Source organism: Bacillales bacterium (assembly GCA_035700025.1).
GTDB lineage: Bacteria > Bacillota > Bacilli > Bacillales > DASSOY01 > DASSOY01.
The window spans coordinates 1-13,428 of record DASSOY010000032.1 but is presented as its reverse complement, the minus strand read 5'-3'; the positions used below and the strand labels follow the sequence as shown (position 1 = coordinate 13,428).

At 46.4% G+C, this 13,428-nt stretch carries 16 protein-coding genes; 3 read left to right on the top strand and 13 right to left on the bottom strand.

Going from position 1 to position 13,428, the window contains the following annotated elements; all coding sequences use genetic code 11:
* Positions 1-3: 3 nt before the first annotated feature.
* From VFK44_05700 to VFK44_05660, 9 genes are all read right to left on the bottom strand, one after another.
* Positions 4-966, bottom strand: coding sequence for a type II secretion system F family protein (locus VFK44_05700; GenBank protein ID HET7627868.1), 963 nt, complete (start codon positions 964-966; stop codon positions 4-6).
* Complete coding sequence (locus VFK44_05695) at positions 963-2,402, bottom strand: ATPase, T2SS/T4P/T4SS family (GenBank protein ID HET7627867.1); 1,440 nt, start codon at positions 2,400-2,402, stop codon at positions 963-965. The genes VFK44_05700 and VFK44_05695 overlap by 4 nt, the downstream gene beginning before the upstream one ends.
* Positions 2,399-3,217: an AAA family ATPase gene (locus tag VFK44_05690; GenBank protein ID HET7627866.1), complete on the bottom strand. Its 819-nt coding sequence runs from the start codon at positions 3,215-3,217 to the stop codon at positions 2,399-2,401. Before VFK44_05690 ends, VFK44_05695 begins: the two co-directional genes overlap by 4 nt.
* Entirely contained in the window at positions 3,207-3,902 is a 696-nt protein-coding gene (gene cpaB / locus VFK44_05685; GenBank protein HET7627865.1) for a Flp pilus assembly protein CpaB, read from the bottom strand. Before cpaB ends, VFK44_05690 begins: the two co-directional genes overlap by 11 nt.
* 12 nt (positions 3,903-3,914) lie before the next feature.
* Entirely contained in the window at positions 3,915-4,820 is a 906-nt protein-coding gene (locus tag VFK44_05680; protein HET7627864.1) for a TadE/TadG family type IV pilus assembly protein, read from the bottom strand.
* Positions 4,821-4,832: 12 nt separating this feature from the next.
* Positions 4,833-5,216, bottom strand: coding sequence for a TadE/TadG family type IV pilus assembly protein (locus VFK44_05675; GenBank protein ID HET7627863.1), 384 nt, complete (start codon positions 5,214-5,216; stop codon positions 4,833-4,835).
* Positions 5,217-5,220: 4 nt separating this feature from the next.
* Positions 5,221-5,730, bottom strand: coding sequence for a prepilin peptidase (locus VFK44_05670; protein HET7627862.1), 510 nt, complete (start codon positions 5,728-5,730; stop codon positions 5,221-5,223).
* Between the two features lie 78 nt (positions 5,731-5,808).
* The gene (locus VFK44_05665) at positions 5,809-5,997 is read right to left on the bottom strand and encodes a Flp family type IVb pilin (GenBank protein HET7627861.1); all 189 of its coding nucleotides are present in this window, start codon (positions 5,995-5,997) and stop codon (positions 5,809-5,811) included.
* Entirely contained in the window at positions 5,987-6,352 is a 366-nt protein-coding gene (locus tag VFK44_05660; protein ID HET7627860.1) for a DUF192 domain-containing protein, read from the bottom strand. The genes VFK44_05665 and VFK44_05660 overlap by 11 nt, the downstream gene beginning before the upstream one ends.
* A 432-nt stretch (positions 6,353-6,784) precedes the next feature.
* On the opposite strand from VFK44_05660, the gene VFK44_05655 reads away from it, so the two are divergent.
* Positions 6,785-6,937: a hypothetical protein gene (locus tag VFK44_05655; protein HET7627859.1), complete on the top strand. Its 153-nt coding sequence runs from the start codon at positions 6,785-6,787 to the stop codon at positions 6,935-6,937.
* A gap of 370 nt (positions 6,938-7,307) precedes the next feature.
* Here the strand turns inward: VFK44_05655 and hmpA are convergent, their stop codons facing one another.
* The gene (hmpA, locus tag VFK44_05650; protein ID HET7627858.1) at positions 7,308-8,540 is read right to left on the bottom strand and encodes an NO-inducible flavohemoprotein; all 1,233 of its coding nucleotides are present in this window, start codon (positions 8,538-8,540) and stop codon (positions 7,308-7,310) included.
* Between the two features lie 743 nt (positions 8,541-9,283).
* On the opposite strand from hmpA, the gene VFK44_05645 reads away from it, so the two are divergent.
* Entirely contained in the window at positions 9,284-10,453 is a 1,170-nt protein-coding gene (locus VFK44_05645) for an IS256 family transposase (protein HET7627857.1), read from the top strand.
* Between the two features lie 467 nt (positions 10,454-10,920).
* On the opposite strand, the gene VFK44_05640 is transcribed toward VFK44_05645, so the two are convergent.
* Both VFK44_05640 and VFK44_05635 read right to left on the bottom strand, forming a co-directional pair.
* The gene (locus tag VFK44_05640) at positions 10,921-11,337 is read right to left on the bottom strand and encodes a hypothetical protein (GenBank protein HET7627856.1); all 417 of its coding nucleotides are present in this window, start codon (positions 11,335-11,337) and stop codon (positions 10,921-10,923) included.
* A 91-nt stretch (positions 11,338-11,428) separates the two neighbouring features.
* Positions 11,429-11,824: a hypothetical protein gene (locus VFK44_05635; GenBank protein HET7627855.1), complete on the bottom strand. Its 396-nt coding sequence runs from the start codon at positions 11,822-11,824 to the stop codon at positions 11,429-11,431.
* Between the two features lie 116 nt (positions 11,825-11,940).
* Here VFK44_05635 and VFK44_05630 point away from each other — a divergent pair, with 116 nt between their 5' ends.
* On the top strand, positions 11,941-12,150 hold the full coding sequence (locus VFK44_05630; GenBank protein ID HET7627854.1) for a helix-turn-helix transcriptional regulator: 210 nt from the start codon (positions 11,941-11,943) through the stop codon (positions 12,148-12,150).
* 375 nt (positions 12,151-12,525) lie between these two features.
* Here VFK44_05630 and VFK44_05625 read toward each other — a convergent pair.
* Positions 12,526-13,428 (bottom strand): DUF2399 domain-containing protein (locus tag VFK44_05625; protein HET7627853.1); only part of this gene is annotated, 903 nt, incomplete at its 5' end.

Sequence of the window (13,428 nt, the reverse complement as noted above, 5' to 3'; positions counted from 1 at the left end):
CAGTTACACCTCGATTTTCGTCAGTTTACGAATCAGGATAAACCCGATCGTGCAAGAAACGGCACCAGCTGCGAGCATGATGATACCGATCGATGTCGTAAATAATGCCCCAATGTACTCAGGCTGAATCAAATATAAAACAAAGCCGAGAATGACGGGCATTAAACCGATAACGAGCCCTGACAACCGGCCTTGTGCGGTTAATGTCAAAATGTTCCTCTGAATCTTGTTGCGATCACGGATCGTTTCGACAATCTTGTCCAAAACGATGGCTAAATTGCCGCCGACTTGGCGCTGAATTAATATGGCCTGAATCATCAACTCGAGGTCTTCACTCGGCATCCGCTCCTTTAACCCGCTGAGTGCCGCTTCCATCGTACTGCCGTATTGCATTTCCTTGATCAAGATGCTCATTTCTTCCCGCATTGGTGAATCCGCTTCTTCGATTACCGTCGTCAACGATTGCGAAAAGCTCATGCCGGAGCGCAGCGAACCGACCACCGTCGTCAGCATGTCGGGAAGCTGTTCGTTGAATGCCGTAATCCTGGCCCGTTGCTTCTTTTTCACCCACCATTTTGGAATCATCCAGCCGAGCACGGCGCCAACGAACAAAAACAGCCACTGACCGCTCAACAAATACAGCAAAGCGCCAAGCAACACGATCGCCAAGATTTGAAAGCTGACAAACTCTTCCGGTTTTAGAGGAAGGCCAGCGTGATGCAACATCACTTCGAGTTTATTGTTTTTTCTTTTTGCAAGCTTGAAGCTGATGCGCTCCTTGTATTGGCGGATGCGTTCCATCGGTTGAAAACGGGGGCGCTCTACACTTTTTTCGTCCTCTAGCTGCAAATAATGCTTCATTCTCTTATTTAGTCTGTTTTCGGAAGGAACAACCAGACGGAAGAGGGTTAGGAACAATAAAAATGATGTCACCATCACCGACGATAAGATCAACAATTCATTCATGACCATTCCCCTTCCGGCACGAAGACATCCGGAGGAATTTGGATGCCGGATTGTTCCAATTGTTCATAAAACAGCGGACGTACGCCGGTCGGCACCATTTTTCCAATCACATTCCCATTCTCGTCTACACCTTCTTGTTGGAATTTGAAAATATCCTGCAGGACGATGATGTCTCCTTCCAAACCTTGAACTTCCGTGATTCTCACGATTTTCCGCGAACCGTCTTTCAAACGTGACTGTTGGATAATGAGATCCACAGCACCGGCGATTTGTTCTCGGATCGCCTTCACTGGCAAATCTACCCCTGCGAGCAACACCATCGTTTCCAAACGGGCGACCATGTCGCGCGGACTATTCGCGTGGCCGGTTGTCAGCGAACCGTCATGTCCGGTGTTCATCGCTTGCAGCATGTCCAAAGCTTCTCCCCCGCGGACCTCGCCGATGACGATGCGATCGGGCCGCATGCGCAAAGAATTTCGGACGAGATCGCGAATCGTAATGCTTCCTTTCCCTTCGATATTCGGCGGTCTCGATTCCAATGAAATGACATGATCTTGACCGAGCTGCAGTTCCGCGGCATCCTCGATCGTAATGATTCGTTCATCGTTCGGGATGAAGGATGACAACACATTCAATGTGCTCGTCTTCCCTGAACCGGTGCCGCCGCTGACAAGAATATTGAGCCGCGCTTTGACACATGCTTCAATGAACGTGGCCATGCTTCTCGTCAACGTGCCGAACCGGATTAAATCGTCAATTCGGAAAGGATCTTTCGAAAATTTACGAATCGTCACGGTCGGTCCGTCGAGCGCCAAAGGAGGAATGATCGCGTTGACGCGTGATCCGTCAGGAAGCCGGGCATCCACCATCGGACTGCTCTCGTCGATTCGTCTGCCGAGCGGCGCTACAATTTTTTCAATGACGTTCATGACATGTTCGTCATCTCTGAATGTGACAGACGAAAGCTCCAGCCGCCCTTTTCTTTCGACATAAACACGTTTCGGGCCGTTCACCATCACTTCAGACACCTCCGGATCAAGCAACAACGGATTGATCGGGCCGAACCCGGTTAAATCGTTAATGAGTTCTTCGACGACCTTCTTGTGGCCGACCATCCCCCGCAGCGATTCGTCTTCTTTCATGATGTCGACGGCGATCGCGTCGAGTTTCCGCACGATTTCTTCAACATCATCTTCTTTTAAATCATTCAACACTTTTTTGTGAAGGCGGTCTTTCAAACGCTGCAGTTTGTTCTCCTGGTCTCGATTGACCGGTGATTTTGGATTTGGTTTTGGATGGCTGGGCTTTTGTGTCTCTTCACGAGCGTCAGCATCCGTTTGTTTCTCTTTATCGTTCGAACCGTGGGCGTCCGTCTTTTGGGTCGCGTCTTGGTTGGGTTGATTTCTCACTTTTTGCATTTTGTCCAGCAGACTCATCGGTTCTTCTCCTTTTTCGAAAACAGTTTTGGAAAGAGACTTTTATTTTTTGACGGAGCTTCCGGCGCACGTTCGCCGGACGTTAATTGTTCCGCCATTTTAAACACAGCCTTCGCCAATTCCGTTTTCCCTTTGCTCATAACAAAAGGCACGCCGATATTCAGCGATTGGGAGACGGTCTTGAAATCGTTCGGAATATAAAAAAGATTCTCGACACCCAAAATACCCGAAACATCGGACGCATGAATGACGCTTTCCATCGTTGAACGGTTCACGACGACTCGTACTTTATCCTTCATGCCTAGAGCGTTTAACGTTTCCAACATCAACTTCGTGTTTTTCAATGCAGGCATGACGAGATCCGTCACGACCAGCACCAGATCGGATTTTTCGAGCAAAAATAAGTTGCCTTCCTGCAATCCTGCCGCTGTATCGACGAGTACGTAATCGTTGTTTTCTTTCAACCAATCGAGAACATCACCAACGACAGAATCCGTAACAAGTTCGGCATATTCCGGCTTATCGGGTGCCGGGAGCACTTTCACACCACTTTCATGTGTACTTAAGTGACCGGAAAAGCTGTCGGCGTCCATCCCGTCGAAATTGTCTATCACGTCTTTCATCGTGAAACGAGACTGAAGGTCCATGGCCAGTCCTACATCCCCGAATTGTTGATATCCGTCAAGGATGCTGATTTGCATATTTTTTTTACTAAGAGCAACCGCCACATTCACCGTCAAAACCGTACGGCCGATCCCCCCTTTGGCACTGCAAACCGTAATGACTTTTCCGGGCTTATTTTCATTAGCTGTCATCATTCATCCCGTCCTCGTTCGGAAGCAACCGGCTCTGTAAAACGAGTTGTATGTCCCCTTGTTCGGAGGCATGGATCACTTGCAAGGCATCCTCGGGCTTCAACTCAAGCGTAACCGCTTCATATTTTTCGGGTTCCGCTTGCTTCTCACTCGGTTCGGTCAACGTTCCGCCGACGGCCAAAACCCTTACGTTCGACACAATTTGCTCGGTCTTCACTTGTTTCGTTTTACTGTTTGGCAGCGGAATACTGGCGATGACATTCACCCGATCTTCGGGCTGGATTAAATTAGAAACGGACTCGACATAATTGACGCCGACGGAAACGGCCAAATAACCATTACTGAGTTTCCGGGAAACGAACAGCTTCTCGTCTTCGCGTTGACGAATATGGTTGGTTAAGATCGGTTCCCCTTCTGCAATGGGGGCCGCCGCATAACTGCCGGTGACTTTCGTCTTGTCGGAAACCATCTGCTTAATCACGGCGCTTTCCGGTAATGACTTGAACGTCAGTTTATCAGCGGTAATCGGTTCGTTTTTCTTGATTTCTTTCTTAGCAACGACGATTTTCACCAAGTTAGCATTCGACGCCTGGGACGTATTCAGTTGTTGCATGTAACGGTAAAATAAAAATGTCGTAAAGGCCGCCATTACAATCGTCAGCATGAATAGCATCTTCGGTTTCATTGCATTCAACACCTATTCCGTTAATCGGATTGCGTAAGCTCCCCGATTCAAGGCTTCTGAATTGACATAACCTTTTCCGGTTCTTTTGATGAAAATGCCTTGAACCGTCTTGTCTTGACTGTCCACCGGTTCGGAAATGTAAAAATACGCAAATCCGGTGATTTTCACTTCCTTTATCTGGTTTTGCGTATCATTGTACGGTTCGTAAACCGGGATCAAAATGACTCTCGGGCAATCGCGGTGATCATAGTCTCCGTCAGGATACGGGCATGCCTCGATCAATTCTTGCACCGCCTGTCTCGTCTTTCCGGAAATGTTCCCGGTCTCCGTTTGAACGATATCTCCGACTTTCAATTCACCATCGTAGCCGTTTCGCAAGTTATCGTAATAATTGCTCGCGCCCTCACCGCCCAATGCAAGAACGCCGAAATTTCCGGTATCCTCCAATGTTTGGTCGACTTTCAGTTGATATTCCTTGTTGTAAACGAGATCGACCGATGCATCGATTCCGAGCGGAGCGGCTCCCGTTGCCCTTCCCATCGGTCCGATTTCCGCCGTTGACTGGGCGGTAACGGTTCCCGTGTCTTGTCCGAAAATCGAGAAAAACGACAACGGAACGGTTTCTTTCAAGGAAACACTGACTTTATCATTCATGACCACGTTAAGATCGACCAACGTGTTTGACTTTCCGTGTGCCGCTAAAATATGATTGACCACTTGCTGCACCTCGTCTTGGCTGTCGGTCAACTCTTGAGCCCCCGACAACACCGCCGCATCGGCTGTTTTTTGCAAGGCTGCTTTTTCTACGTACAGCATTCCACCATCAAGCACCAGCCCCGCCATTGCCATCATTCCGATGAAAGCAAGCGCAAAAAGGATTAAAGTACTTCCTTGTTGATCTCGAAACAGTCTTTTCATGTTCACCCATCCCTACTCCACTCTTATTGTCGAATTGACGGAAATGATAAAGGGGGAGGGCATCAATCCGGATAAGATCGGCGTTACGAAATCAAACGGATAGGTTAACGTCACGGTCACATATTCCCCGGGTTCACGATTCGCTTGACTCGGAGAAACAGTAACGTTTAAGGACGAGGGATCCGAAAGCTCGACATCCTCCCGGGCAAACTGAACAATCGTATCGTCCCCTTTGCCCAATCCTGCCATGCGAACAGTTTGTTGTGCCGTCATTTGCAAGTTCAAATACGCAAACAACACTCTTCCGAAATCGAACATCCCGGAAAAAAGCAGGAGCAGCACCGGCACAATGAGCGCCATTTCCACCAATGATTGCCCCCGTTGGTTTCGAATCACTTCATCACCCTCCGTTCAAAAAAAGACACAACAACGCGCCCGCCGATATCGCTACGCCGTATGGATAAGCGGTCGTCAAAGATTCCTTGTCGATCAAAAAAGGAATTCGGTATCCGTTCTTGAAAGCCAGGAAACCGTACAGCAACGCTTTCATGCGCTGCAACGCATGCCTGCGGAAAAACAAAACACCCAAGGCCATGATTGCACCGAGCACAGCCATGTAAAAAGCGGTATGAAACACAAAAACGGTTCCCTTTATCGCACCGACGAGCCCCAACAATTTCACGTCCCCGGCACCCATGCCTCCCAGCAAATACGGAATCAATAAAATACCGATACCGACAAAAAAACCAGCAAGAGCGGCACCGAGATTCGCCCAGCCATCGAGCATGAAATGAACAACAAATGCTGCCATTAAAGCGGGGAAGATGACGATATTGTAAATTTTCCGTTTCGTGATGTCTGTTGCCGCGCAGACCAATAAAACAACGATTAATAGGACGTTCAGCAACATGTCACACCCCGCATTGTTGTAAACTCATTCTTCCCTCCGCAAAAGGGTCTTGCGTATATGGCCGCAAGACCCCTTCCTTTACCCGGTTGTCGTACCGTTATTGTCCGTCAGGGTTGTAAGCACACTTTTGAACATTGCAATGATCTGTTCACGCAGCATAACAAGTATCCCAATGACGCCGACTGCAATGACGCCAAGCACAAGTCCGTACTCCGTCATCCCTTGTCCTTTCTCATCTTTAAACAGGTCTATTAATTTAGTCACCATCGAGATCACTCCTATTTTCTGATTGAAATTGAACCGCTTGTCCCATTTTCGTCTCTGTCGCAGAGAACGTTCTTGATGGCATTTCAACAACGGCAAGCCTTTCTATCAATCTTTTTTCGAAATTTCGCAGACGCATTTTTTCCGAAACTGCTGCAACGCGGTTGTTCGAATCTAAATTTAAATCATCAATGGAATAGTTCATAAAGAAGGTGTGAATCGATCGACAAGGTTTAAGCAACAACGCTTCGGCAGGCGGCAAGCCTTTCGTCGACATGAGGCCGAGTAATCTTCTGAAAAAACGTTCAATAACTTTGACCGTTTCCGACAACATTTGTCCTTCGTTCAGTCGTTTCATCCTCTTCACCTCCTTTTGACATTCGGCTACCCGCTGATCGACGTTGCAAAACATGCTAGAAAGACGCACCTCCCACCTGTACAGACGAAAGTATCATGTGTTTTCCATCCTTTAACAGCTGTTTTTCACCCCCTTTCCTTTTTCCTATAAATTGACGAACGCCATTCGTTTTTGCCGATCATACGTAGCCGGTACGGAATTTTTTATAGCTTTACATAAAAAGGCAAAATCCGACAATAAGACTACTTTTCCGACGAATCAACCGTAAGGAAAGGGACTTTCTGCTTATTTTTCGGAAATGTTGATCTTCGACCGTCACCTTTGCGTAATGAACAACAAAATAAAAAGCGTTAGAAGTTTCAAAAATAAAAGGCCCGGGTATGTAATTTTTAACACCAATCTATATCCTATGAAGGAATGGAGGGAACCGTGATGCAAGACGAAAGAAATGTGGAAATCGAACGCAAAGAAAAGAAATCGGATTCCAGTCAAGTCGCATCAACGTTTATCAAATACGCTTCCTACATCATTATCCTTATCATTGTCTTGTACTTCTTGGCCCAGTACATCTTACCGAAATTTTAAATCTTACTATGCGATTGTCGAAAAAAGCCCGCGGATGCGGGTTTTTTTATATGCGAAAAAATCGTTGACAAAGTCAACGAATTAGTTGCTATTGTCAACGATTTTCCTTTTGCTTCCGGCGGGCAAATCGCTCACCACAGCCCTTATATCGTTCAAATTTGATCGATTTCAAGATTAGCGATCATACAGAACGCTATTTTCGAATCACCTCGTTAAAAACAGCGATTGTACAGTCAATTTTAAAAAATAGCGACGCTCATGAGCGATTCTTCAGGAAAACTAGGGAAAACACGAAAATAAGAACACAGGTGAGCGATAACAAATCAAACGAATCAAAAAACCGGGCTCCCACAATGGGAACCCGGTTTGATCAGGCGCGTACAGTTTCTCTCGCACGCAAGTCGATTGACGGCCCGAAAAATTCATAGTGAATCTGTTCCTCCGGAATCTTCATCTCTTGCAGCACGTGGTTCATAGCTCTCATGAACGGTTCCGGTCCGCAGAAATAATAATCCGCATCAAGATTCGGAACGATCGAGCGCAGCCACGCTTCGGTCACGTAACCTTCCTTATCGTAACGCTTCCGCTCCCGATCTTCATCGGTCGGCGAATCGTAACAGACATAGAACCGGACACTTGCGTTTTCCTCAGCGATTTTCGCAACCTCATCACGCAGCGCATGCACGTTTCCGTTTCTTGCTGCGTGAATGAACGTCACTTCTCGCCCCGGCTGCTCCTCGACAATCGTGCTCACCATGCTCACGAGCGGCGTCAAGCCAACGCCGCCGCTCAACAACACGACCGGCTTGCGCGACGTTTGATCGAGCGTGAAGTCGCCGGCCGGCGCGCTCAGCGAAAGCACGTCGCCTTCTTTAATGCCGCGGTGCAAATACACGGAAATTTTACCTTGCGGAACATTTTCGTCCTCACGCTTCACGCTGAGACGATAGTAGTCTTTGCCCGGCGCATCCGAAAGACTGTACTGGCGAATGTGCGTATGTGCTTCGCCCGGAATATTCAACTTCACACTGATGTACTGTCCCGGCGTATAAGACGCAATCGCTCCGCCGTCTTTCGGTTTCAAATAAAATGACGTGATGACTTCGCTCTCTTCCACTTTCTGGTCAACGACAAATTCCCTGAAACCTTCCCAACCACCGGTTTGTTCCGCCGCCTCCGCATACATTTCTTTTTCAACGCCAATAAAGGCATCGGCAATCGCTTGATAAGCAACGGCCCAAGCGGTAATGATCTCAGAGTCTTCTTCCAAATCGAGCACATCACCGATCGCTTCCAGCAGCGTTTCACCGACGAGCGGATAATGTTCCGGCTTCACCCCGAGACTTCGATGTTTATGTGCAATTTGCCGAACCGCCAGCAAAATCTTTTCCAACTGATCGATATGCGCAGCTGCTGCATAAACCGCGTTCGCGAGCGCCGTTTGCTGTCGTCCTTTTTTCTGATTCGCATGGTTAAACACGTTCAACAATTCCGGGTATTTCTGAAACAACAGTTCATAGAAACGGGTCGTGATCCTCTCCCCTTCTTTTTCCAACACAGGTACCGTCGATTTCACAATTTTCATCGTTTTCGCATCCAACATGATGTCATCACTCCTTGCTGTCGTATGGATTCATGATAAAAGGGGAATTCGTCGCTTTTTGTGATAGCCGTCACACTTTCACGTGACAACTTTGTGAAGAATTGAGCAATAAAATTATCCCTACGACATCAACCCCGGCAGGGCATGAGAAGAATCCCTTGCGACTTGTCGTTTTCCAGCAGGTGAAATATAATGAAAGCAAGCAGAACCCCGATGCGGCAACATCGAGGTTCACACACAGCTGCACACTTGAGCATAGACCCTTCTCCTGTTCATCCGGCAGGAAGGGCTATTTTTTTGAAATAAACGCAATCAACGTACCAAAGGCAATGACCAGAGTCAGCACTTGGTAGAATGTCATCATCGCATCACCCCCCCATCCCGCTCCGACATCTTGCATGTCTCAACAACGGTTCGCGAGGTACCCGGCCCTGCACTGCTTGCGCAACTGTGACGTCATTATAACACAAATAGGAACAAGCGTTCCTGTGGCGAAAGTCTTGCGACGATGGGTTTAATCGATCCTATAAAAGTTTCCGGTGCGGTGGCGGCCGTTCACGATGGCCGTTAGTCCGGCGGGCAAATCGCTCACCACAGACCTTATATCGTTCAAATTTGATCGATTTCAAGATTAGCGAGATGATGTATAAAAGTTTGTGTAAGATACTTGGCACAACACAGAAAATGAGCTAGGGTATTTCTTGAGAAAACACCACATTTAATCAAGAAAGGAGCCCTAGCTCATGTCTAAAAGTATACTAGATGGCGAATCGGGAAATCAACTGGAGAACATGGTTCTAGAGTTTGTAAAGGAGAAACTTGAAACCTTTATGAAAAACGAACTGGAGGCAGTCTTAGAACATGAATTGAGCAACCAAGGGGATGCAAAGAATGGATATTATCAACGGACGCTGAACACGAAGTATGGTCATATCCCTAAGCTTTCTATTCCCAGAGACCGTCAAGGGATGTTCCAAACGCAATTGTTTGAACCTTATCAACGGCAGGATGGGTGGTTAGAACAGGCAGTCATCCGGATGTATCAAAGCGGGATGAGCACGCGCCAAGTCGGCGGATTTATTGAGCGGGTCATTGGCCGGAACTACAGCCCAGCCACGGTGAGTCATATTACCGATGCTACATTGGAGGACGTGCGTCAATGGCAGCGCCGTCCCCTTTCAAAGCGATATACCGTGTTGTATCTCGACGGGATGTCCATTAAAGTTCGCCGCGGTTCCGTGGATAACGAAAGCATCTATCTCATTCTTGGAATCGACGAAGATGGACACCGCGAGATCCTAGACTTTCATATCGGCGGAAATGAAAGTGCCTATGGCTGGCGAGAACGACTTGAGGACCTGTACGAGCGTGGCGTAAGGGAGGTGCTGTTAGGGGTATTTGATGGTTTGCCGGAATTAGATGTAGCCTTTCGGACGGTTTATCCGAAAGCGGATGTCCAGAGTTGTGTCGTGCACAAAATGCGAAATACAGAGCATAACATTCGTGTCAAAGACAGGGGCGAAGTAACGAAAGCCTTAAAATTGGTATATGAAGCGCCTTCGAAAAGTGCAGCCCTGCAAGCCTTTACCGATTTTAAAGACGAGTGGGTTAGAAAATATCCAAAAGTCGTAAAAACGTGGGAAGACAACCTATCCGACCTTTTGCGTTTTCTAGACTATCCTCAATCCATTCGAAAATTCATTTATACAACCAACATGATTGAACGTATGAATAAAGAAATCCGCAAACGACTTAAGACAATGAACAGTTTGCCAAGTATTGAAGCAGCAGAAAAAATCGTCTTTTTAGAAGTGAAGGCGTACAATGCACACTGGGCTGATCGAGTTACCCAAGGCTTTCGGCAAGTACAACCCGAAATCCAACGTATGTTTGAAAGACGGTATCCACAGTAAATCCCCCCAACTATATGGGAGGAGAATGACTGTCACTATCAACGGACATGGACATCATCCACGTCCTCCATTTTGGCATGCCTAAGATGGATAGACGGGAAATTAAATCAAGAAATACCCTAACATAATTCTAACTCACAAATTTCTTACACAAAATTATTGACACTACCATTAGCCGATCATACAGAACGCTATTTTCATGAAGCTCCGGCATATCCGGCGATTTTCCAGTCAATTTTGACAAATAGCGACGCTGATGAGCGATTCCACAAGAAAACTAGGAAAAACACGAAAATAAGATCTCTCATGAGCGATAAGTGGGGAAGTGGACTCAATGATCCCGAGGAAAAATTTTTCAACCAAAATAAATGATGAACCAAGTTGCCCGTTCATCATCTATTTACGATCGATATGAACTTGATTCTTGTCGGGAAATCTTGGTGTGGGTTTCAATCAATGATGGAGACTTACGAAGAATGCTGGGAGCGGTACTTTTTTTTCAAGGTGAAAATCTCTCTTTCATTGTCTTGCGACTTTTGTTCGATGAAAGCCATGCGGTCATCCAGCTTGTCGATTTTGGCGGAGATCCCCGTGACCGTTTCTTTCAATTCTGCCATATCGGTCGACATCGTCTTGTGACCATCCTTCAATTCTGCAATATCGCCAGATATCGTTTTGTGACCATCCTTCAATTCTGCAATATCGCCAGACATCGTTTTGTGACCATCCTTCAATTCTGCAATATCGCCAGACATCTTCTTGTAGCCATCTTTCAATTCGGCAATATCGGTCGAAAATCTTTGATCCATGCCTTCAATCTTGGCCGCCAAGTTCTCTTGTCCCGTCTTTAATGCCGATAAAAAGCTTCTCAGTTCTTTATCCATTCCTTGCACCTCCTTTTTAATGGTTTCTTACATTATAAACGACGACCGATAACATGAACAACCAGGCTTTTTCAAAATCTCCAGTGAAACATTATAAGTCAAATTCATCAACATTCCCTGTACCACGGCGATCACGGTTAATATTGTTCTCTATTTTATTTGCCTTCACTTCTTTTTCGGTTGCTTTGAATAATAAACTTTGTGGAATTCTACTTTCGCATGCTGTTTGAAGCATCTCACTTTCGAACAATCTATGAGTCGATTGATTATTTAACCCTAATTTCCCAGCCCCCTCCCTACGCGCAGGTGACGGATCTATCGTAAAACGTTCCCTCAATTTCTTCAAAATACACACCTTTTGCTCCCATTGATAGACTTCATCGTGAACCAGTGTACCAACAATCAAGGCATAGGCTTTCTCGAATCCCAAGCGTTCAGATAAAATCTTCAAACCACACACATACCTTTCACTCAGTTTTTTTTTCATAATTACAATTCATATCTCTTCTCCCTATTTTGCGGTACGTATTTAAGTACCACTTTTAGATATAGTATATGGTACGTTTTCAAGTAATGTCAACAGAAAAATGGAGAGGATAAAGATTGGGTAAAAAAGTGGTCGTGAAAATTCCCGAACTTCTCAAAAAGAAAGGCATCTCCTTAAGAGAACTGTCCAGACAAACAGACATCCGCCATGCTACATTAAGCGAACTAGCTAATAAAAAAAGACAGCGAATACAGTTCGAACACATAGAAAAAATTGCTGATCAATTTGAAATTGATGATATTCGGGAGATTATTGATTTCGAATGAGTCATTAGCTTCCGTTTACAAACAAAAATAATTTGATAAAATTGATTACTAATCGCGGTGTGCGGAACGAGATGCGCTTATTTTGGCCATATGAGCGATTGGCGAAAATATAGCGGAACGCAGCGCTCTTATTTGTTACCGAATCATCCATTAATGACGACGCGGAGGGTAAATAAGGTCGTCACGTTCCGCTTTTTTTCAGAGCATGCACATTTCGGCCGAAATAAGCGCGCCAGATTCCGCTATTTTTCCTATACAACAAAAACCTGCAGGCGCACAAACACCTGCAGGTAAATCCTCGCCACAATCGCCTTTACCCCCCTGGAAGGTTGCTTTTTTCAACCAATCTATTGGGATAGTACTCACTTTTCGATTTCACCCATACCTTGAGTAATGAAACCGGAGATCTTGTACCAACGCTGGCAAAAACGCTTCCTGGTAGGCCGGCTTTCCAAGACGAGCGATTTCCGCCTTTACGTCCGACAACGCTGCAATTTCAATGGTTTCCAATTTTCGCAAACGCATCGATGAAAGAACCTCGCCGGAGGCATGAGTTAAGTAATCCTGCAAACGATATCGCCACAATCGAATATGCCGCGGATGTCTTTTCACGAGTCTTTGTGCCATTTGGAGTCCCTCCGGATCCAAATCTCCCGAATAATAGATCGTCGTTCCTGACTTCACCAAGCGATCGATCAGCAACAACGCCGCAATTTTAAATTGACCGTGTGTACAAAGCATTGCCGGTGAAGCTTCATCGCTGACCTCATCCAACAAAGCCGAAAACACACCAGAGTTTTCAACCACAAATACTGCGGATCCTCTGTAAGGGCGAAAGAACGACAAAGGTAAAATTTCTCGTAACGGCACATTCATCACGGTTTTCGAACTGACAGCTTCCTTCCAAACGGGATGAGCCGCATCATTTTCGCATGCATACCCGAGAATGCCGGTACACGTAACAAAATTTAACAGATCATCACGGATGATGCCAAACGATTGCAATAACTCCGACGCTGCTTCTGAGCTTAATGGATTCGTAAATTCATACGTTGAATTTTCTTGACTGCGAACAATTTGAAGAGCGGAAAGGAAGTGCGCTCCGCACTCGGTATTCGCATCAAACCGGTGCGGATCGTTTGCAACACGTTCGGCAAAAACGGGAAGGCGCACATAGTCACTTTCCTTGGGCAAGGCCGCCAACGCCTGACAAATGAGGCGAAGCTGCTCCTCCAGACGATTCGCGTCTTTGTCATACGCGGCATGAATGCCCCGCGT